Here is a 19,735-nt window from a genome sequence, read left to right as displayed (position 1 = left end):
CCCTCAGTCCCATTCCAGGCCGCCGCGCCGCCATACGTACGCGTACGCGACGAAGACGGTGAGCACGAAGAGCAGCATCTCCACGAGCCCGAAAACACCCAGGGCGTCGAAGGTGACGGCCCAGGGGTAGAGGAAGACGATCTCGATGTCGAAGACGATGAAGAGCATCGCCGTCAGGTAGTACTTGATCGGGAAACGCCCGCCGCCGGCCGGCGTGGGGGTCGGCTCGATTCCGCACTCGTAGGCTTCGAGCCTGGCGCGGTTGTACCGCTTCGGACCGATCAGCGTGGCCATGACCACGGAGAAGATCGCAAAGCCTGCCCCGAGGGCTCCCAGTACGAGGATGGGCGCATACGCGTTCACCGCTCCTCGCTCCTCTCAGTCGGCACTGACTGGTGGCGGTTCGACCGGGCCCACTCGCCTCATCCGTCACACGAACCCCGCGCGTCCCGGGCGAAGATCGCGAACATGTGAAGCAGGTCACAAGCCCAGCTGCCTCGCATCTTATGCCCGTCGCTCTGTGATCTGCGACACGGGGTATTACACAAGCTTTGTGATCTCCACCACCTGACGATCGATCATGAAGTCGGATGAGTGGTGATCTTCGCACTCGAAGCGTTCACCTGATCACCAGAGGTGACATTTTCAACCGTCGACGCAGGCGGGAGGGGGTTTAGAGGAGGCGTCTCCATATCAAGAGGGTTCCGCTGCATGCAAATTCGCGATGGACGGATCGTCTTGGTAGAGGACCGCGTTCACACGTCAGAGGGAGGCGCGAGGGGCGATGTGGACGCGTGCACACGTTCACGAACTCGGACGGGCTCGACCCGCGCACGAGACGCACCCCTCCTGGTAACCGTTCCGTGACCTCCGCCACATTGATGAGAGGCCCCTGAGAACCGGGCTTGGCCAATCATCTCAACCGATGGTAGGTGGGGGGCAATTCGGACGTTATGGCGAAAGAACGTGATCACAGGCGTGATCACGGGCGCCCGCAATGTCCGTTACGGCGTCAATAAGGAATGACAAGCGCAGGATTCACGGCCCCGATTGAACAACTGTGGCGCACCACACGTTTCTTGAAGATATGAAGGAGCCCCTGGTACCGGTTGTTCCCATGTCCCACACCGCTCACATACGCAGCCACCGGAAAGCCCGCCGCAGCGCGACGACAAGCATCGCCGTGCGCGCCGGAGTTGCCAGTGGCGTCCTCGGCATGGCAGCGGCGGGCGCGGCCTCGGCGAGTGCCGCCGAACCCGTGACGCAGACGCTCGAACTGCCCACCCTGACGGCCGATCTGGCCACCCAGGTGGCTCAGTCCGCCGACGCCACACAGCAGGCCGCCGCGAACTACGCGCTCCAGGCCGAGCGCGACGCGGCTGCCGCAAAGGCCGCGAAGCAGGCCAAGTCGGACCTCGCTGAGGCGAAGAAGAAGGCCGAGGCCAAGAAGAAGGCCGAGGAGGCCCGCAAGGAGGCCGCTGAGCGCGCCGCCTCGCGCAGCGCCGAGCGGACCACGCTCAGCGCCACCTCCACGAGCTCCAGCGCCTCCACGAGCACGTCCACGGCGACGGGTTCGGCCGCCGCTGTGGTCGCCTTCGTGAAGGCACAGATCGGCGACGCCTACGTCTCCGGCGGCACGGGCCCCAACTCGTGGGACTGCTCGGGTCTCGTGCAGGCCGCCTTCAAGTCGGTCGGCGTCAGCCTGCCGCGCGTCTCCCAGGACCAGTCGACGCAGGGCACCCAGGTCTCGCTGAGCAACCTGCAGCCCGGCGACATCCTCTACTGGGGCAGCTCCGGCAGTGCGTACCACGTGGCCGTGTATGTCGGCGACGGCATGTTCGTGGGCGCGCAGAACCCTTCCAGCGGCGTCGGGGAGCACCCGCTGTCGTACGACCCGCCGACCGGCGCGGTGCGGGTGCTCTGACAACAAGGGCGACCTGAGATAATCCGATACAACTCGGGCATCGCACAAGCACGGTAGGGCCGCAGCCGCTCGGGGGCAGCGGCCCTTCCGGCATGTCGTCCCGCGGACGGCGGCCCGCGGCAGCCCTGCGGCACCCCTGTGGCGGTCCACCCCCACCGCGGGTCGCCCCCGCCCACCGTGGGCCGTCCTGCCGCCGCGGGCCGTCCTGCCGCCGCGGGCCGCCCTGCCGCCGCGGGCCGCCCTGCCGCCGCGGGCCGCCCTGCCGCCGTGGATCGTCACCCTTGCCTCCGGTTTTCCACAGCCCCCCTCCCCCTCGCCAGGGTTTTCCACAGGCCTGCCCGTGATCCGGTGGCTCCTGGGATCCTCGATGCATGCCGCTCGCACGGAGCGGCCCGAGACCCGAGAAGGGGACACCGCGATGCCACGCGTCTTCGTCCAGGGAAACCCCATGGACTACTACCCCCGTCATGCCCCCGAGGCCCGGCGCGGTTCGGTGCGCCGGATCACCGAGACCGGCGAGGAGGTCCTGCACAAGCCGTGCCGGGACGTCACCGAGTTCGGACCCGACCTCGCCGCGCTCATCGACGACATGTTCCTCACCATGTACATCGCCGAGGGAGCCGGCCTCGCCGCCAACCAAGTCGGGGTCGATCTGCGGCTGTTCGTGTACGACTGCCCCGACGACGAGGGTGTCCGACATGTCGGGCACATCGTCAATCCCGTCCTGGAGACGCAGGGCCCGGCCGGGCGACGGCTGCTCGACGACAGCGAGGGCTGCCTGTCGGTGCCGGGTGCCGTCATGGACGTACCGCGCCCGGACCGCGCGATCGTGCACGGGCTGGACAAGCACGGCGATCCGCTCACCCTGGAGGGAACAGGGTATTTCGCCCGCTGCCTCGCGCACGAGACCGACCATGTGAACGGACGCGTGTATCTCGACCGGCTCTCCGGGCGGGAGCGGAAAGAGGCACTGCGGCAGGTGGCGACCCGGCGGGAGGAGGTCTACGCCCGCAGAGCCGCCAACATCGAGGCGCTCACCGCCTAGCGGCGCTCACCTCGTGCCGGCACTCACCTTGTGGCGGCGCTCACCTCGTGCCGGCACTCACCTTGTAGCGGCGCTCACGCCTTCGGGGCCACCTTGCTGAGGCCGTTGATGATGCGGTCCATCGCGTCACCGCCGGTCGGGTCGGTGAGGTTGGCCAGGAGCTTCAGGGTGAACTTCATCAGCAGCGGGTGGGTCAGGCCGCGCTGGGCCGCGATCTGCATGACCTTCGGGTTGCCGATGAGCTTCACGAAGGCACGGCCCAGCGTGTAGTAGCCGCCATAGGTGTCCTTGAGGACGCGCGGGTAGCGCTGCAGGGCGGTCTCCCGCTGGCCGGGCGTGGCCCGCGCGTGCGCCTGGACGATGACGTCGGCGGCGATCTGGCCGGACTCCATGGCGTAGGCGATGCCCTCGCCGTTGAAGGGGTTCACCAGGCCGCCGGCGTCGCCGACGAGGAGCAGGCCGCGCGTGTAGTGGGGCTGGCGGTTGAAGGCCATGGGGAGGGCCGCGCCGCGGATCGGGCCGGTCATGTTCTCCGGGGTGTAGCCCCAGTCGGCGGGCATGGAGGCGCACCAGGCCTTGAGGACCTCGCGCCAGTCCAGTTCCTTGAAGGAGTCGGAGGTGTTCAGGACACCCAGGCCGACGTTGGAGGTGCCGTCGCCCATGCCGAAGATCCAGCCGTAGCCCGGCAGCAGGCGGTCCTGCGGGCCGCGGCGGTCCCAGAGCTCCAGCCAGGACTCCAGATAGTCGTCCTCGTGACGGGGGGAGGTGAAGTAGGTCCGTACGGCCACGCCCATCGGGCGGTCCTCGCGGCGGTGCAGGCCCATCGCGAGGGAGAGGCGGGTGGAGTTGCCGTCGGCGGCCACGACGAGCGGCGCGTGGAAGGTGACTTCGCGCTTCTCCTCGCCGAGCTTGGCGTGCACACCGGTGATCCGGCCGGTGCGGGCGTCGATGATCGGGGCGCCGACGTTGCAGCGCTCGAAGAGGCGGGCGCCCGCCTTCTGCGCCTGACGGGCGAGCTGTTCGTCGAAGTCGTCGCGTTTGCGGACCAGACCGTAGTCGGGGAAGGAGGCGAGATCCGGCCAGTCCAGCTGGAGGCGGGTGCCGCCGCCGACGATGCGCAGGCCCTTGTTGCGCAGCCAGCCGGCCTCCTCGGAGATGTCGATGCCCATGGCGACCAGCTGCTTCACCGCGCGCGGGGTCAGTCCGTCGCCGCACACCTTCTCGCGCGGGAACTCGGTCTTCTCCAGCAGGAGCACGTCGAGACCGGACTTGGCGAGGTGGTACGCCGTCGTGGAGCCGGCTGGCCCCGCGCCGACGACGATGACATCGGCGGTGTTTTCGGAGAGGGGCTCGGTCACGACAGGGTCTCCCCAAGGCTCGAAATCTGCGTGCCGACCGGCACTGGACATGGGCAGTCTATTCAGCGGTACTGATCACCCGGCTGAAGGGCTGCCCCTGTGAACCGAGCTCTCCCCGCGGTACGGCTGCGTGTGCCCACGCACGAGGACGCGTTCGCCTGGTACCGGGTCTTCGACGACCCGGACGTCATGGAGTTCCACGGCGGCAGGTCCGCGGAGCTGTCCGTCTACGAGGAGCTCACCGCCCGGCAGCGCCGGCACGACGCGGAGTTCGGTTTCTGCCTGTGGACGATGGCGGACGAGTCCGGGCGGGTCATCGGCTTCACCGGCGCCCAGCCGTGGCCGCAGGACTGGGGACCCAAGGGCGAGATCGAGATCGGCTGGCGGCTGGGCCGGGAGTACTGGGGCAAGGGGTACGCCACCGCCGCGGCGCTGACGACGCTGGAGCGGCTGCGGGCGGCGGGCGTGCCGAAGGTGGTGGCGATGGTCCGGCCGGGGAACGAGCGGTCGGTCGCGGTGACCCGCCGTCTCGGGATGGAGCTCGCGGAGACGTTCCCGCACCCGCGGCTCCAGGAGGACGCGCTCTGCTTCCGACTCGACCTGCAGGATGGTGACACAGAGTAACGATCTGCTACAGAAAGACACTTGGCGCTTCCGGCTGCCATATGCCGGGGGTTACCCTTCCAGTACCGCTGGGGGTGACATCTGTGCATATAACACCCAAAACACCCGAAGTGCGCGTGCCGCGGCTGGTAGGGCTGATGGCCATGGACGCGCGCGAGACCGCCCAGGCGCGGGGACTGTTCCTCAACGCGCCGGACCGGCCGGACTTCCATCTCACGGTCGTCGACTACGTCGTACGCCAGTTCCCGCAGCCCGGTGCCGAGGTGCCGCGGGACTCGTTGGTGTACGTGTGGTTCGACTTCGGTGAGGGCGAGGGCGGCGGAGGCGTACGCGAGCCGCGCCTCCCACGGCCACCGACGGGCGGACTGCAACGGGAGCTGGACCAGCCCGGTGACACCTTCGAGGTGATCGGCGGGTGACGCCCGGGACGGGGCGCAGGCCGCCCGGAAGCGGGCTCAGGCCTCCTTGAAGCCCCGGTGCAGGGCGACGACCCCGCCGGTGAGGTTGCGCCAGGCCACCTTGGACCAGCCTGCCTCGCGCAGCCGTCCGGCCAGCGCGGGCTGGTCGGGCCAGGCGCGGATGGACTCCGCGAGGTAGACGTAGGCGTCGGGGTTGGAGGAGACCGCGCGGGCGACCGGCGGCAGCGCGCGCATCAGGTACTCGGTGTAGACGGTCCGGAAGGGCGCCCAGGTGGGGTGCGAGAACTCGCAGATCACCACCCGGCCGCCGGGCCGCGTCACCCGGTACATCTCCCGCAGGGCGGCGTCGGTGTCCTGGACGTTGCGCAGGCCGAAGGAGATCGTCACCGCGTCGAAGGTGTCGTCCTTGAACGGCAGCCTGGTGGCGTCCCCGGCGGTGAAGGGCATCCAGGCGGTGCGCCGCTTGCCGACCTGGAGCATCCCGAGGGAGAAGTCGCAGGGCACCACGTAGGCGCCGGCCTGGACGAACGGCTGGGAGGAGGTGCCCGTGCCGGCCGCCAGGTCGAGGACCTTCTGCGCGGGCCGCGCGTCCACCGCCCGGGCGACCTCCTTCCGCCAGTGCCGGTCCTGGCCGAGCGACAGCACGTCGTTGGTCAGGTCGTACCGTTCCGCCACGTCGTCGAACATAGAGGCGACTTCGTGCGGCTGCTTGTTCAGGGAGGCGCGGGTCACCTCGCCATTCTTGCAGCCCGCCGTCACGGCAGAAGCCGGGGCTTCTTCTTCGCCGCCACGTCCTCCACCCAGCCGCACAACAGGATGAACACCGCGATCAGGATCCAGCCGACGCCGAACATGAACCACTGGCTGTCCAGCGGGAGCCACTTCTCGAACGCGGGCACGTTCCACATCTGGTCGATCAGCGGGACCGCCAGGATCAGCGCGATCTCGTGCCAGAGGTAGATCGTCACCGCGCGGGCGTTGAAGACGGTGACCGTGCGGTCCAGCCGCCGGAAGCGGGTCAGCCAGGCGAAGTCGATCCTGAAGTACGCCTTCGCCCACATCAGCAGCAGCACGAACCCGGCCGACCAGAAGGCCTGCGCGAGGGGGTTCTCGTCCAGGTCGTAGGTGCCGAAGTCGGCCTGGTGCGAGAAGGCGTACCAGCCGCCGTACCCCATCGCGGCGAGCGAGGCGACGACCACCAGGGCCGGCTTCATCCGCTGGAGCACGCCGTCGCGGTGGGCGAAGCCGAGGATCCAGCAGAAGAGGTACGTCGACAGGTCCCACAGGGCGCTGCCGAGCCGGTTGTCCGGGCCCGACCAGACGAAGTTCAGGATCAGGATCGGGACGAGGGAGAGGACGAGGACCGGGACGGGCGCCTTGCGGAAGATCCACAGCAGGGCCGGGGAGAGGAGGACGAACCAGAGGTACGTCCGCAGGTACCAGAGGATCTCCCAGGCCTGTTCGCCCCAGGCGTTGCCCGGCGGGTCGCCGAGCGGCACGACCCAGTAGACGATCTGCCAGCCCGGCATCCAGTCGTGGACCAGCATCGCCAGCACGACGAACAGGCCCCAGAACCAGAACGGCGGGAGGAGGCGGCGCAGCCGGCTCTTGACCACCTTGAGCGCCGGACGCTCCAGGGACTTCGCCATCAGCGTGCCGGCCAGGCCGAACATGATGCCCATGGAGGGGAACACCATGCCGCACCAGGCCCAGCCGAAGGTGTGATAGGTGACGACACGGATCAGGGCGACCGCGCGGAGGGTGTCGAAGTAGCGGTCCCTGCCAGGGGGCTTGGGCTGCGGATCGGGAGCGGGTTCCGGGTCCTCGACAGGAGACTGCGGCTCCGGCGCCGCCCCGTACTCGGGCTTCGGTTCCACCGCCGGGAGCGGGGCCGTCTGCTCCGCCACCGGGGCGGGCCCGTACTCGAGGTACTGCTGTTGCTGCGGATACGGCTGTTGCGCGTACTGCGGCTGGCCGTACTGCGGCTGCTGACCGTAGCCACCGTGGTCGTAGCCGCCGTGGTCGTAGCCGTAGCCCTGCTGGTACGGGTTCTGCTGCTGGTCCCAGGTCATCAGCCGCTCACTCCCGCCGGGGTGCCTACCTCGCCGGTGCGCTTGAGTTTCTGCCAGCGCAGGCGGCCGCCGGTGAGGGCGGTGATGCAGGAGTGGATGAGGACGAGGTACATCATCTGACGGTAGGCCAGCTGCTGGAGCGGCATCATCAGCAGGTAGCGGTACCGCTCCTTGTCCAGCCGGAACGCATAGGCGGCGCAGCCGAGTTGGATGCCGAGAACCGCCAGCCAGGCCAGCAGGGCCGCCTCGAAGTCGACGAAGACCATGGAGTAGACCGTGAAGACGTCGATGAGCGGGGCGAAGACGGGCGTGACGATCTGGAAGAGCACCACCAGCGGCATGCCGACCCGGCCGAAGCGGCCCGACGGGCCCTTGTCCGTCAGGGACTTGCGGTGCTTCCACAGCGCCTGCATGGTGCCGTACGACCAACGGTAGCGCTGGGACCACAACTGCTTGAGCGAACCGGGCGCCTCGGTCCAGGCCTTGGCGTGCTCCTGGTAGACGACCCGCCAGCCCGCGCGGTGCATGGCGATGGTGATGTCGGTGTCCTCGGCGAGGGTGTCCTCGCTCATCCCGCCGACCTGGAGCACCGCGTCGCGGCGGAACGCACCGATCGCGCCGGGGATCGTCGGCATGCAGCGCAGCAGGTCGTACATCCGACGGTCCAGGTTGAAGCCCATCACGTACTCGATGTGCTGCCAGGCGCCGATGATCGTGTTGCGGTTGCCGACCTTGGCGTTGCCGGCGACCGCGCCGACCTCGGGGTCGGCGAAGGGCTGCACGAGGTGCCGTACCGTCTCCGGCTCGAAGACCGTGTCGCCGTCCATCATCACGACGATGTCGTAACTGGCGCTGCGCACGCCGTTGTTGAGGGCGGCCGGTTTGCCGGCGTTCTCCTGGCGGACGACCCGGACGTTGGTCATGCCGAGCTTGTCGGCGGCGGCGCGGGCGATCTCCGAGGTGCCGTCGGTGGAGCCGTCGTCGACGACGATGACCTCGATCGGGTGGGTGCTCCGCGCCAGCGACTCCAGGGTGTTGGCGATGCACTCCTTCTCGTTGTACGCCGGGACGATCACGCTCACCGGTCCGGTGACCGTCGGCCCCCAGCTGAACCGGCGTCTGTTGCGCAGCCGGTAGTGGCGGCGCGCGATGAGCAGCATCATGCCGAAGCGGCCCATGACCGCGACGCCGACGACGAACAGCAGGACCGACAGCACCGGCAGGGCCCACTCGGCGATCGCGACCGCCACGAGGAGCGCCTTGCCTTCGTAGAGGGTCATGCCGGTGGCGGTGCGATGGGCGGCCTGGAGTCCGGTGGTGAGGGAGTTGCGGCTGGTGTTGCCGTTGCCTGTGCCGGTGCTCGGGGCGTTCTCGCCGTTGGGGGCGGTTCCGCCGGGCGTGGTGCCGGTGCCGGTGCCGTTTCCGCTGCCGGATCCCGTGCCCGTGCCGGAGAGGGCGCCGGCCTCGGCGACTCCCGTGGCGGACGTGCCGCCGCTCCCGCCGGTGCCGCCGGCCGTCGTGGCGGACTGGCCGTTGCCCGTGCCCTGCTTCTGGATGACACCGCTGATGGTGGTGAAGGTGTAGCCCTTCGCCTGCATCTTCTTGATGTACTGCGGCAGCGCCTTGATCGTCTGCGAGCGCTCACCACCGGCGTCGTGGAAGAGCACGGCGGCGCCCTTGTTCTTCTTCGGCGTGGCCCAGTCGATGATCTTCGAGACGCCCGGCTTCTTCCAGTCGTCGCTGTCGGTGTCGACGAAGACGCTGGTGTACCCCTCTTTGCCGAGCTTCTGGTACACGGGCCAGCTGTAGTTGTCGATGGCGTCCGTCTCCGAGGAGTAAGGCGCGCGGAAGAGGGTCGTCGTGATCCCGGCCGCGCCCGCGAGCGCGAGCTGGGTCTGCTGCATCTCGCGGTTGATCCGGGCGTCGCTCTGGTACGACAGGTCGACGTGCGTGAAGGTGTGGATGCCCACCTCGTTGCCCTGCTCGACCATGGTCTTCACGATGCTCGGGTAGCGCGACACCATCGAGCCGACCAGGAAGAACGTGGCCGGGACGTCGTACTGATCAAGGATCTTGAGGACCTGCGGGGTGTAGGTCGGGTTGGGACCGTCGTCGAAGGTGAGCGCGATGGTCTTGGAGGGGACCGAGACGGTGGTCGCCTGCCCGCCCCGGAACGTGAGGATCGGGCCGCCGTCGAGGACCTTGTCCGGCACCTTGCCGGAGCTGGCGCCGGTGCGGACCCGCTGGTCGCCGCCGACCTCTGCGCGCAGATAGCCGTCGAGCAGCATCACGCAGGTCAGCGCCAGCAGGAGCAGCAGGGCGAGGATGACACGTGGTTTCTGCAGCGCCGCGGCCCGGCCGGCCGCCCGCTCGATGCGGGAGGGGGCGCGCCTGCGGCCGCGTGAGGACGTCGGTGTAGTCATGGGAAAAGGGCCTGCGTTCCGATCAGTTGGCAGAGGCGGACGCGGATTCGGATGCGGATGCCGACGAGGTGGCGGCCGCCGAGTGCGGCGCCGACGGGCGGCCGCTGGGCAGGCCGGCCTGACGGCCGATGCCGCCCTGCGGGCGCTCACCGCCGGGGGCGTTGCCCGCGCGCGCGAAGTCGGGGATCAGCGAGTCCGGGGTGAGCGAGGTGCCCCAGCCCATGAAGGCGGCACCGAGCACGCCCGTGTAGGCGAGGCAGACGACGCCGAGGAGAAGGCCGACGCGGCGCAGCAGCTTGGACCGGCGTCCGGAGGAGTCGACGAACACGGGCCCCTCGGCAGACCCGTTGCCTTGTTTGCGGCGGCGACCGCGCCCGGCGGCGCGGCTTTCGATGGCAGGCTCGGATTGCATATCCCGAGATATTAGGGAGCCTTTATGTGATCGCCTTCGGAGTTCTTGTGAGGCGCCCATGAGAAACGCCTTAGCCTGTCTTTTCGCTGAGAGATTCTATGAACACCTGCGAGGACCACACGGGAGGGGAAACTGGCTCAACACCCCTTTTGCGTCGTCCCATTCACCCGATCCACCCCCTTCATTCCATGAGTTTTCTATGTATCGATCGAACCGTTGAACACCATGTACGTGTGAGACGTTTTCCTTTCGAATCAGGGTTTGTTTCGGTCCTGAGACGCAAATCACGAGAGCGGGTGCATCTTAATGCGGGGTTTCCTGAGGCCGGCCGCCGGGCTTACCTGCCTGTTTGCCATGGCAGTGACGGGGTGCTCCTCGGGCTCCAACGGCACGTCGGACGCGGCGCCCGCACCGTCGAAGCGGGGTGCGTCCACCTCGCCGAGCGCGACCGAAGGGTCCGGCACATCAGGCGCATCGGGCACATCCGATACGTCGAGTACGTCCTACGCGCCTTACGTCAGCGCGACGGAGGCCGCCGACACGGACGACGCGGGCGCGCCCTCGACGTACAACCTGGCCTTCGTGATCTCCGACGGCAGCAGCTGCACGCCGAAGTGGAACGGGACGACCGCCATCGGCAGTTCGGCCGTGAAGTCCCGTATCTCCCGGCTGAAGCAGGACGGCGGGTCGGTCCGGGTGTCGTTCGGCGGGGCCTCGGGCAAGGAGCTGGCGACGACCTGCTCCAGCGCGTCGAAGCTCGCCGCGGCCTACGGCGCCGCGCTGGACGCCGCGGACTCCACCCAGGCCGACTTCGACATCGAGGGCGACACGCTGACCGACTCCGACTCGGTCGCCCTGCGGTCGCAGGCGATCGCGCTGCTCCAGAAGGGGCGGCCCGACCTGGAGGTCTCCTTCACCCTGCCCGTGATGCCGTCGGGGCTCGACTCCGACGGCCTCGCGCTGCTGGAGTCCGCGAACAAGTACGACGTGCAGGTCTCGACGGTCAACATCATGACCATGAACTACGGCGAGTCGTACGACGGGGACATGGGCGACTACGCGGTCACCTCGGCGAAGGCCACGCACACGCAGTTGAAGAAGGTGTTCGGGCTGTCGGACGCGGGGGCGTGGGGCGGAATGGCGCTGACCTCGATGATCGGGGTGAACGACGTGGACGGGGAGACGCTCACGCTCGCGGACGCGGCCGATGTGCGTTCGTTCGCGGAGGAGAAGGGGATCGCCTGGGTCTCGATGTGGTCGACGTTCCGGGATGTGCAGTGTGAGAGCGGGAGTTCCGGGGCTGACGACGCCGCGACCAACTGCAGTGGTGTCAGTCAGGGTTCGGGGGCGTTCGGGAAGGCGTTCGGGGGCTGAGTGTCGTCCGCGGGGCGGTGGGGGTCGGTCGCGCCCACGCGGCGGAGCCGCATACGGATACAGCCCCGCGCCCCTGGCGGGGCGCTCTACTTACGTCTGTGGACAAGGCGCCCCGCGCACACCGTCGCGATGCACCGCCCCGCCTCGTCGAACACGGCGAGGTCGGCCCTGGCCTTCTCGGTGAGCTGTGCGGGGCGGGCCGCGGAGACCACGGAGACGTCGTTGCGTTCCGCCGCGGCCCGGAGTCCGGGTGCGTCGGCGTACGCCTCCAGGACCATCGTCGCTCCCAGCTTCAGCACGGCGTGCACGCGCTCGCGCGGGCTGGGGGCCTCCGGAAGGGGGCCGTCGTGGACCCGGGCGGGGCCGAGGGATCCCGGCCACCGGCGTACCCGCGCCTGCGGGAACCGCTCACGCAGCTCCTCGTACGGCCCGACGGCACCGATCCGGTCCTGTACGACCACCACGGCGCCGTTCTCGACCGGCTGCTCGGAGTCCCAGGCGACGAAGACCCGGTCCGCCGTGTGAATCGTCTCCACGGCCTGGTCAGTTGGAGGTGAGGAGCTTCAACTCCGGGTGTGCGGTCCCGCCCTCGATCGCCGTCGACGAGATGTGGGACATCACCCGCTCGTCCACCGGGTCGTTCGCCGGGTCCTCGTGGACCACGAGGTGCTCGTACGTCGTCGCGCGCTGCGCCGGGACCCGGCCCGCCTTGCGGATCAGGTCGATGATCTCCAGGCGGTTGGAGCGGTGCTTGGCGCCGGCCGACGAGACGACGTTCTCCTCCAGCATGATCGAACCGAGGTCGTCGGCGCCGTAGTGGAGCGAGAGCTGGCCGACCTCCTTGCCGGTCGTCAGCCAGGAGCCCTGGATGTGGGCGACGTTGTCGAGGAAGATCCGGGCGATCGCGATCATCCGCAGGTACTCGAAGAGGGTCGCCTGCGTGCGGCCCTTCAGATGGTTGTTCTCGGGCTGGTAGGTGTACGGGATGAAGGCGCGGAAGCCGCCCGTGCGGTCCTGGACGTCCCGGATCATCCGCAGGTGCTCGATGCGCTCGGCGTTGGTCTCGCCGGTGCCCATGAGCATCGTGGACGTGGACTCCACGCCCAGCTTGTGCGCCGCCTCCATGATCTCCAGCCAGCGCTCACCGCTCTCCTTGAGGGGCGCGATGGCCTTGCGGGGGCGCGCGGGAAGGAGTTCCGCGCCGGCGCCCGCGAAGGAGTCGAGGCCCGCCTCGTGGATGCGGGTGATGGCCTCTTCGACCGAGACGCCCGAGATCCGGGCCATGTGCTCGACCTCGGACGCCCCCAGGCTGTGGATCACCAGCTGCGGGAACGCGTCCTTGATCGCCTTGAAGTTCTGCTCGTAGTACTCGACGCCGAAGTCGGGGTGGTGGCCGCCCTGGAACATGATCTGGGTGCCGCCCAGCTCGATCGTCTCCGCGCACCGGCGCAGGATGTCGTCGAGGTCGCGGGTCCAGCCCTTGGCCGTGTCCTTGGGGGCCGCGTAGAAGGCGCAGAACTTGCACGCCGTGACGCACACGTTCGTGTAGTTGATGTTCCGCTCGATGATGTACGTCGCGATGTGCTCGGTACCCGCGTACCTGCGGCGGCGTACGGCGTCAGCGGCGGCGCCCAGTGCGTGCAGGGGCGCGTCGCGGTAGAGGTCTAGCGCCTCTTCCGGGGTGATCCGCCCACCGGCGGCGGCGCGGTCGAGGACAGACTGGAGGTCGGCCTTCTCGGTCACCAGGAGGTCCCTTTCGTCAAGGGTTGTGGACGGACCCCGCCAGCCTACGCCAGGCCTTCGAGCGGCCCGACCTCAGGCTGTGTACGCGCCGACCAGCAGCCCCGCGAACGCGCCCGCGATCAGGAACGGCCCGAACGCGATCGCCGTCTTGCGCCCGGCCCGCCGTACGACGACGAGCGCGCCGCCGTAGAGCGCGCCGAACAGGAAACCGGCGAAGGTGCCGAGCAGCACGGTGGGCCAGCCGTACCAGCCGAGCACGGCGCCCATGCCGAGCGCGAGCTTCACGTCGCCGAAGCCCATGCCGCCGGGGTTGATGAGGAAGAGGACGAAGTAGGCGGCGCCGAGGACGAGAGCCGCGTAGAGGGCGGTGAGCCAGTCGCCGGCGTGCTCGGGGAGCAGGGCGGCCACCGCGAGGAGGGCGAGGGCCGCGGCCGCGAGGGGGAGGGTGAGGGGGTCGGGGAGGCGCTGCACCCGGAAGTCGACGGTCGCGAGCAGCACGGCCACCGGCGCGAGCACCAGCCAGACACCCAGCTCGGGCCGGGTACCGGTGGCGAGCGCCAGGGCCACGCAGACCAGCGCGGTGGCGACGGCGAGGGGGGTGGTGCGGGGGCCGTAGGCGGCGCGCGCCCACGAGGAGGGCGCATGCTGATCCCCGGGCGCCGGCTCGGCGGGTTGGGTGCCGGGCGCGGAATCGTCGTCGGCCGCCGGTGTGGGAGCCTCGGCGGAAGGCGGCGTGGGGTTGCTCCTGTGCGCCGGTGTGAGGGGGGCGGCCTGCGCCCCCTCGGCCGTCGCGCACTCCCCGCAGTGCGCCCGGCCGAGCCAGCCCTGGAGCGGGTGGTCCGCGGGGCAGGTGGAGCGCCACTGCTCCCCCGTCGGCGCCGCGAAGCGGTACGCGGCGCGGGGCAGCAGGGTGCCGGTCGCCGCGCCCCAGAGGGCGGCGGCGGCCGGGAGGGCGAGGTCCAGGCCGGTCATCCGGTCGCGGCGGCGCCCTCGCGCCAGGTCGGCAGGAGTTCGTCGAGGAGGGCCTCGGTGCGCGGCGGCAGGCCGCGCGCCCCGCTGCGGGTGACGAGTTCGGTGGCGAGGGCGCGGACGCGGTCCGGGTCGCCGGTGGCGTGGGTGGCGCGCAGCAGCTCGTTCCAGAGGCGCTCGTCGGCCGGGGCGGTCTTCAGTGCCGCGCCGAGCGCCTCGATCGCCTTCTCCGCGCGGTCCTTCTCGAGGTGGAACGCGGACAGGGCGAGGCCGATGTCGGCGACCAGCAACGGGAGCTGGGCGTCGATGATCTCGTGGGTGAGCCAGCGGTAGCGGCCCTCCGCACGGTCGGCGAGCAGCGGGCCGCGGACGAGCACGAGCGCGTCGGTGAGGAGGCGGCCGCGGACGGCCCGGCTGTCGGCGCCCTTGCCCTGGGTGGCCTCGTAGTAGAGGGAGCGCAGCACGTCCAGGTCGGAGACGACCGACTTGGCGAGCACCAGGCGGCCGGTGGCGTCGGCACGCAGCCGCGGGCCGCCGTCCGGGTCGGTGCCCAGCCAGTCGCGCAGCCGCTCCAGCAACGCGTCGCGGACGTCCTCCGTCACCCCGCGCGGCCACAGCGCGGACGACAGCACGCGCGGGTGCACGCCCTCACGGTGCAGCAGGAGCAGCGCCAGGGCCTCGTGGAGGAGCGCGCTGCGGTCTCCGTCCGGGGTGCCGAGGCCGATGATCTCGTACGGGCCGACCAGGCGCGCGTACACCGCGGGGCGGCCCTGTTCGCTGATGTCGACGAGGAACGGCGGGGCGTTGGTCGGCCCGTCCGGGTCGCGCTCGGGGTCGGCCTCGACGAACAGCTCGACGACCGCGCGCTGCTGTACGGCGGGCAGCAACTGGGCTTCCAGTTCGAGGCCGAGCAGCGGGGCGAGGAGCTTGCCGTCCGGGGTGATCTCCATCGCCCAGGCGGCGCCGGGCAGGTCGGCGCTCTCGGTGCCGACCAGATAGCCGATGCCCAGCCGGGCGGCGTCGGCGGCGAGTTCGGCGAGCCGCAGCGCGTCCTCGGCGGACGGCTGGGCGGCGAGCAGCACCAGGTTCGGCGCCCAGCGGGTGTGCTGGGCCGGGCCGGTGCGGCCGGTGAGGACCGAGTCGTGCCCGGCGGCGCCCAGCGCGCCCCGCCGCTGCCGGGTCTCCGCCTCCATCGCCTCGAACAGCGCGTCCACGTCGTCGAGGTGGCGCAGCCGGTTGGGGGCGAGCGGGGTGAGATCGGCGCCGAAGCCCACGAGGGTGATGGTCATGCGGTCCGACCAGCCGTTGGTGGCGAGTTCGGCGGCGACCGAGGAGAACACCGCGGCCCGGTCGGCCTCCCGGCCGCTCAGCGAGACGATGCCGGGCACGGCCTCCAGGTTGAGCAGCAGCCGCGAGTCGTCCATGGTGCCGAGGCTGACCAGGCCGGGGTACGGCGCCGCGGTGTCGGTGTCCTCGTAGCGGTCGGCGTCCGCGCGGGACAGCGTCCAGAACGTCTGGTCCTGGCCGAGCTGCCAGGGCGCCGGGGGTTTGCCGGCCGGCTGGGCGAGTTGCAGATGCAGATCGCCGTGGCTGAGCCAGGCCGCGTAGACGACGGGCAGCGAACGGGATTCGGCGGTGAGGGCGGCGGCGAGTCCGCGCAGGGAGCGGTCGAGCAGGCGTACGCCCTCCGGGTCCGCGCCGACCAGGAGCGCGTCCTGTACGTCCTGGGCGTCGCCGGTCGGGGTCGGCGGCTCCATGCCGCGCCGGCCGCCGAGGGCGCCGAGCGCCGACTGCCACAGGGCCTGTCGGCGGCGGCGGCCGAGGGCGGCGAGCAGGCCGGCGGCGAGCAGCGGGGCGCCGAGCAGCGCCTCCGACAGCCCGAAGGAGGACCCGGCGGAAGACCCCGAGGCGGCGTGGCCGGAGTTCTCCTGGGCGTGCGTGCCGGCGTCACCGGCCTGGCGCTGGCTGGGCACCGCGATCTGCGCGGTCGCCCCGTCCTCGCCTGCGTGCTGCCCGCCCTGCTGCTGATGCTGGTTCTGGTGTTGCTGCTGGGCGTGGTCGCCGGTCCTGGCGTAGTCGCCGATCTGCTGCTGGACCTCCGGCGAGACATGCGCGTCGGGGTTCTCGACGAGTTCGCCGCCGTGGGCGTCGCCGGGCATCTCCATGATCCAGCCGGGCCGGATGAGGCTGGCCTCGGAGAGCCGGGAGCCGTCGGGCTGGATGCGGTCCTTGTTGAGCTCGTAGATCTCCTTGTACCGGCGGCCGTCGCCGAGGTGGCGCTGTGCTATCTCCCAGAGGGAGTCGTGGTGGCGGCCCTCGGGCGGCTGGATCCGGTAGTACTTCGTCGCCCCGTGTGCGGCGGCGGTGGAGCCGTGCTCGGCCTGGGCCTGGGCGGCCGCGTGGCCGGCCTGCTCGGCGAGGGCGGCGGCGGTGCTCTTGGCCTGCTCCTGCTGCTGGGCGAAGAGGCCGGGGGTCGCCTGGGCGGCGGCCACCGTGCCCTTCTGGTTGCCCTCCATGCTGTGGCCGAGCTGCGACAGGCCCGGGGTGAGGCTGGCGGCGGTGGCGCCGACCAGCAGCAGGGCGGCGACCAGCTGCCGGGCGAGCAGCTGGCTGGGGCCGGCGCCGGGGACCCGGCCGGGCAGGCCGACGCCGGAGACGGCGGCCTTGACCTCCACCAGCACGCAGGCCGTGAACTGGGCCCAGGCCAGCCACACGATGACCGTCAGGGTGTTCAGGAACGTGTCGACGCCTATCGGCTGCGACAGCCAGTCCATCGTCGGCGCGCTGTGCGGCAGGGGCCAGCCGACGGTCACGGCGAGAGCGCCGGGGACGCCGACGACCAGCGCGAGCAGTGCCACGAAGGCGAGGAACGCCTTCACGAAGTCCCCGAACGTACGCCGCCGCACCCGCACCGGCTGCGGGGTCCGGTTCCGCGGACCCGACGGGTTCCCCGTCGGTCTTCCCGTCGAGCTTGATGTGCTGCGTCGCGCCATGGCGGGTGTCCTGGGGTCGTGTGTGGACGGAGTGGGCCGGGGGCGCATCGAGCCTATCGAGGTCCCCTTGACGATCCTATTGACTGACACCGACAGCGTCGAAGGGAAGAACGGCGAACGGCCGCCCGTTTTCCACCCTTTCATCAAGCGGGGCGCAGTTGGCCGGAGTTATCGCCACCCGGCGCGCACACCACCTCTCCACACGCCCCACACAACCCCCCGCCAGCGCACAAGGGACTGTCATACCCCCCTGATAGCTTCGTTTCCAGCTGCACACATGCCGAACTCCGGGGGAGACTCAACCGTGGCCAGCCGCACCTTGACCCTGCCCACCCTGACGGCCGCCGCGGCCCTCCTGCTGACCGCCTGTGGCGGAAGCGGTGACCACGGCAAGACGGACGACATCAAAGGCGCGGACACGCGGTCCGGCAGCCCGTCGGCGTCCGCCTCGGCATCGTCGGCCGCCTCCGGCGTCAAACGCCCGGTGATCACGCTGCCGAGCAGCTTCCAGCTCGCGTTCGAGAACTGGACGAGCGGCGATCCGGCGAAGCAGGTGGTGCTCGACGACGCCAGGGAAGAGCTCAAGGCCGGTTACGCGGCGATCATCGCGAACAACCCTGCCAGCACGGACGTCACCTTCTACGACAGCGAGGGCGTCGTCGGGCAGACCAAGGCGTGGATCAAGACGTACACGGACAAGAACCTCACCGTCATGGGCAAGTTGCCCGTCTTCGATCCCAAGGTCACCGTGGGGAGCGGCGGCAAGGGCGCGTCCGTCACCTACTGCACGGACGAGAGCAAGGCGTACACGAAGAACCGGAAGACGGGCAAGGAAGCGGGCAATCCCGCGGGCACCAACCCCTACGTCGTCTACACGGTCTCGATGGCGCAGAGCGACCGGGGCGTCTGGCAGAACACGTCCGTCCACTCGACGCGGGGCGGGTGCTCCCGGTGAGGCCGACGCTGCGCGGCATACCCGTGCTCGCCACGTCGCTCGTCGTGGCCCTGCTCGGCGCCACACCCGCCGTCGCGATCGGAGACGGGGGCACCGGCACGCGAGGCGGGGCCGACGGGAACGAGCTCTCCGCCTCCGCGAGTCACTCCCGCATCAAGGTCACCCGGATCAGCGGCCCCACCGGCGGAAAACTGGGCTCCGTCACCGCCACGGACGTCAACTGGAAGCCGCCGCAGTGCTGGTACGAGCCCGTCTTCACCCCGCAGCAGCTGAAGGACTTCTCCGAGCGCGTCGGCGACGGTGACGTCGGTATGCGCACCGCGTGGTTCGGCAAGGAACTGTGGACCGACCACTTCAAGGACGGCAAGGACACCACTACCATCTTCACCGAGCCGGCCACGGTCCCGGGGTACAAGAACTACAACCTCGGCAAGGACGGCCGCTTCTGGCGCGGAGTGGCCCCCGACGGCATCGAGGCCATCGAAGACGGCTCGCTGTGCAGCAAGCTGATGTTCTGGGTCCCGGCCGGCCAGGTGCCCGACGACCCGGACGCGCCCACTCCCGAGACCCTCGCCGACTACGCCTACAACAAGATCAGGGTTCCCACCACCTCGGTCGAGCTGAAGCCGGCCGTGAAGTCCACCGTCAACCTGCCGACCTGGGCCTGGCTGGACAAGGGCCACTTCCAGGAGGTCAGGGTCCGCGCGGAGCTGCCCGGCACCGGCCTGTGGGCGGAGACCACCGCCAAGCCGGTGGCCCTGCATCTCGACCCGGGCACCGGTGACGCCGAGACGTTTCCCGCCTCCGGCAACTGCACGATCAACGACGACGGTTCCATCGGCACCGAGTACCAGGCGGGCGACGCGGACAGGACCCCGTCCTGCGGCGTCCGCTACCTGCACGCCACCAACGGCACGCCGTACCGGCTGAAGGCCTCCGTCACCTGGCAGATCAGCTGGCGCGGCTCCGGCGGCACCGGCGGCGAGCTGCCCGACGGCACCTTCGACAACACGCAGGAGATCACCGTCCAGGAGATCCAGTCCGTCAACCGCTGACCCTCAGGGACGACAGCAGGAAGCGGGTGAGGGCGGACGTGGCGAAACTGATCGCCGCCACGCCCTCCTCCGCGCGGAGTTCGACAACCGTGCGGGCAGTGCCGTGCGGACGGACGTGCACGTTGCCCAAGGCGACCGGCCCCGCCAGTCCCTCCTCCAGCAGGGCGCGGGCGAAGGTCCAGGTGACCTCCTCGCCGTCCAGGGAGATCCACGGCGGGAAGACGAAGTGCACGGCCTGCGGGTCGGCCGAGGTGTACCGGAGGGTCGCGGGGACCGCCACCTCCTGCTCGTCGGCGGTGAGCAGGCGGGCGCCGGTGGGCTGTTCGAGCGTGATGGGCACGGGGCTTCTCCGGGTGCGGTGCGGGGCGG

The 19,735-nt window shown here is 70.2% G+C and carries 18 protein-coding genes; 7 read left to right on the top strand and 11 right to left on the bottom strand.

Features of this window, described 5'->3' with window-relative positions; genetic code table 11:
- Positions 1–3: 3 nt before the first annotated feature.
- Positions 4–363 carry an NADH-quinone oxidoreductase subunit A gene (locus ACWGJB_RS06865; RefSeq protein WP_086791863.1) on the bottom strand — a complete coding sequence of 120 codons (360 nt, stop codon included), beginning with the start codon at positions 361–363 and terminating at the stop codon, positions 4–6.
- 754 nt (positions 364–1,117) lie between these two features.
- Between ACWGJB_RS06865 and ACWGJB_RS06860 the strand changes: the two genes are divergently transcribed.
- Positions 1,118–1,924, top strand: a complete 807-nt coding sequence (locus tag ACWGJB_RS06860) for a C40 family peptidase (RefSeq protein WP_453379197.1) — start codon at positions 1,118–1,120, stop codon at positions 1,922–1,924.
- Between the two features lie 418 nt (positions 1,925–2,342).
- On the top strand, positions 2,343–2,969 hold the full coding sequence (gene def / locus ACWGJB_RS06855) for a peptide deformylase (RefSeq protein WP_453379196.1): 627 nt from the start codon (positions 2,343–2,345) through the stop codon (positions 2,967–2,969).
- A 74-nt stretch (positions 2,970–3,043) separates the two neighbouring features.
- Here def and ACWGJB_RS06850 read toward each other — a convergent pair whose 3' ends face one another.
- Positions 3,044–4,378: a geranylgeranyl reductase family protein gene (locus ACWGJB_RS06850; protein ID WP_453379195.1), complete on the bottom strand. Its 1,335-nt coding sequence runs from the start codon at positions 4,376–4,378 to the stop codon at positions 3,044–3,046.
- Between the two features lie 48 nt (positions 4,379–4,426).
- On the opposite strand from ACWGJB_RS06850, the gene ACWGJB_RS06845 reads away from it, so the two are divergent.
- Positions 4,427–4,951, top strand: coding sequence for a GNAT family N-acetyltransferase (locus ACWGJB_RS06845; protein WP_453379194.1), 525 nt, complete (start codon positions 4,427–4,429; stop codon positions 4,949–4,951).
- Positions 4,952–5,061: 110 nt separating this feature from the next.
- Positions 5,062–5,370, top strand: coding sequence for a PASTA domain-containing protein (locus ACWGJB_RS06840; protein ID WP_453379193.1), 309 nt, complete (start codon positions 5,062–5,064; stop codon positions 5,368–5,370).
- 36 nt (positions 5,371–5,406) lie between these two features.
- Here ACWGJB_RS06840 and ACWGJB_RS06835 read toward each other — a convergent pair whose 3' ends face one another.
- Genes ACWGJB_RS06835 through ACWGJB_RS06820 form a run of 4 tightly spaced genes read right to left on the bottom strand, consistent with a single transcriptional unit; the run spans position 5,407 to position 10,277 of the window.
- On the bottom strand, positions 5,407–6,102 hold the full coding sequence (locus ACWGJB_RS06835) for a demethylmenaquinone methyltransferase (RefSeq protein WP_453379192.1): 696 nt from the start codon (positions 6,100–6,102) through the stop codon (positions 5,407–5,409).
- A gap of 23 nt (positions 6,103–6,125) precedes the next feature.
- A complete protein-coding gene (locus ACWGJB_RS06830; RefSeq protein ID WP_453379191.1) occupies positions 6,126–7,442 on the bottom strand; it encodes an acyltransferase family protein in 1,317 nt (438 codons plus the stop codon).
- Entirely contained in the window at positions 7,442–9,865 is a 2,424-nt protein-coding gene (locus tag ACWGJB_RS06825) for a bifunctional polysaccharide deacetylase/glycosyltransferase family 2 protein (RefSeq protein ID WP_453379190.1), read from the bottom strand. The genes ACWGJB_RS06830 and ACWGJB_RS06825 overlap by 1 nt, the downstream gene beginning before the upstream one ends.
- A gap of 22 nt (positions 9,866–9,887) precedes the next feature.
- On the bottom strand, positions 9,888–10,277 hold the full coding sequence (locus tag ACWGJB_RS06820; RefSeq protein ID WP_453379189.1) for a hypothetical protein: 390 nt from the start codon (positions 10,275–10,277) through the stop codon (positions 9,888–9,890).
- 306 nt (positions 10,278–10,583) lie between these two features.
- On the opposite strand from ACWGJB_RS06820, the gene ACWGJB_RS06815 reads away from it, so the two are divergent.
- Positions 10,584–11,651 (top strand): chitinase, encoded by a 1,068-nt coding sequence (locus tag ACWGJB_RS06815; protein WP_453379188.1) that lies wholly within the window; start codon positions 10,584–10,586, stop codon positions 11,649–11,651.
- Between the two features lie 86 nt (positions 11,652–11,737).
- Here ACWGJB_RS06815 and ACWGJB_RS06810 read toward each other — a convergent pair whose 3' ends face one another.
- From ACWGJB_RS06810 to ACWGJB_RS06795, 4 genes are all read right to left on the bottom strand, one after another.
- Positions 11,738–12,187 (bottom strand): imidazolonepropionase-like domain-containing protein, encoded by a 450-nt coding sequence (locus ACWGJB_RS06810; protein ID WP_453379187.1) that lies wholly within the window; start codon positions 12,185–12,187, stop codon positions 11,738–11,740.
- A 7-nt stretch (positions 12,188–12,194) separates the two neighbouring features.
- Entirely contained in the window at positions 12,195–13,394 is a 1,200-nt protein-coding gene (gene mqnC / locus ACWGJB_RS06805; RefSeq protein ID WP_453379186.1) for a cyclic dehypoxanthinyl futalosine synthase, read from the bottom strand.
- Between the two features lie 72 nt (positions 13,395–13,466).
- Positions 13,467–14,366, bottom strand: a complete 900-nt coding sequence (locus ACWGJB_RS06800; RefSeq protein WP_453379185.1) for a prepilin peptidase — start codon at positions 14,364–14,366, stop codon at positions 13,467–13,469.
- Positions 14,363–17,356, bottom strand: a complete 2,994-nt coding sequence (locus ACWGJB_RS06795; RefSeq protein ID WP_453379184.1) for a BTAD domain-containing putative transcriptional regulator — start codon at positions 17,354–17,356, stop codon at positions 14,363–14,365. The genes ACWGJB_RS06800 and ACWGJB_RS06795 overlap by 4 nt, the downstream gene beginning before the upstream one ends.
- A gap of 304 nt (positions 17,357–17,660) precedes the next feature.
- Between ACWGJB_RS06795 and ACWGJB_RS06790 the strand changes: the two genes are divergently transcribed.
- A complete protein-coding gene (locus tag ACWGJB_RS06790) occupies positions 17,661–18,311 on the top strand; it encodes a hypothetical protein (protein WP_453379183.1) in 651 nt (216 codons plus the stop codon).
- Complete coding sequence (locus tag ACWGJB_RS06785) at positions 18,308–19,366, top strand: hypothetical protein (RefSeq protein WP_453379182.1); 1,059 nt, start codon at positions 18,308–18,310, stop codon at positions 19,364–19,366. Before ACWGJB_RS06790 ends, ACWGJB_RS06785 begins: the two co-directional genes overlap by 4 nt.
- On the opposite strand, the gene ACWGJB_RS06780 is transcribed toward ACWGJB_RS06785, so the two are convergent.
- Positions 19,356–19,706 (bottom strand): SsgA family sporulation/cell division regulator, encoded by a 351-nt coding sequence (locus ACWGJB_RS06780; RefSeq protein ID WP_453379181.1) that lies wholly within the window; start codon positions 19,704–19,706, stop codon positions 19,356–19,358. The genes ACWGJB_RS06785 and ACWGJB_RS06780 overlap by 11 nt on opposite strands.
- Positions 19,707–19,735 lie beyond the last annotated feature (29 nt).

It is taken from the genome of Streptomyces sp. NPDC054813 (assembly GCF_053611365.1).
Note: the sequence above shows the minus strand (reverse complement) of the source record. Positions and strands in the feature narration are given on the sequence as shown.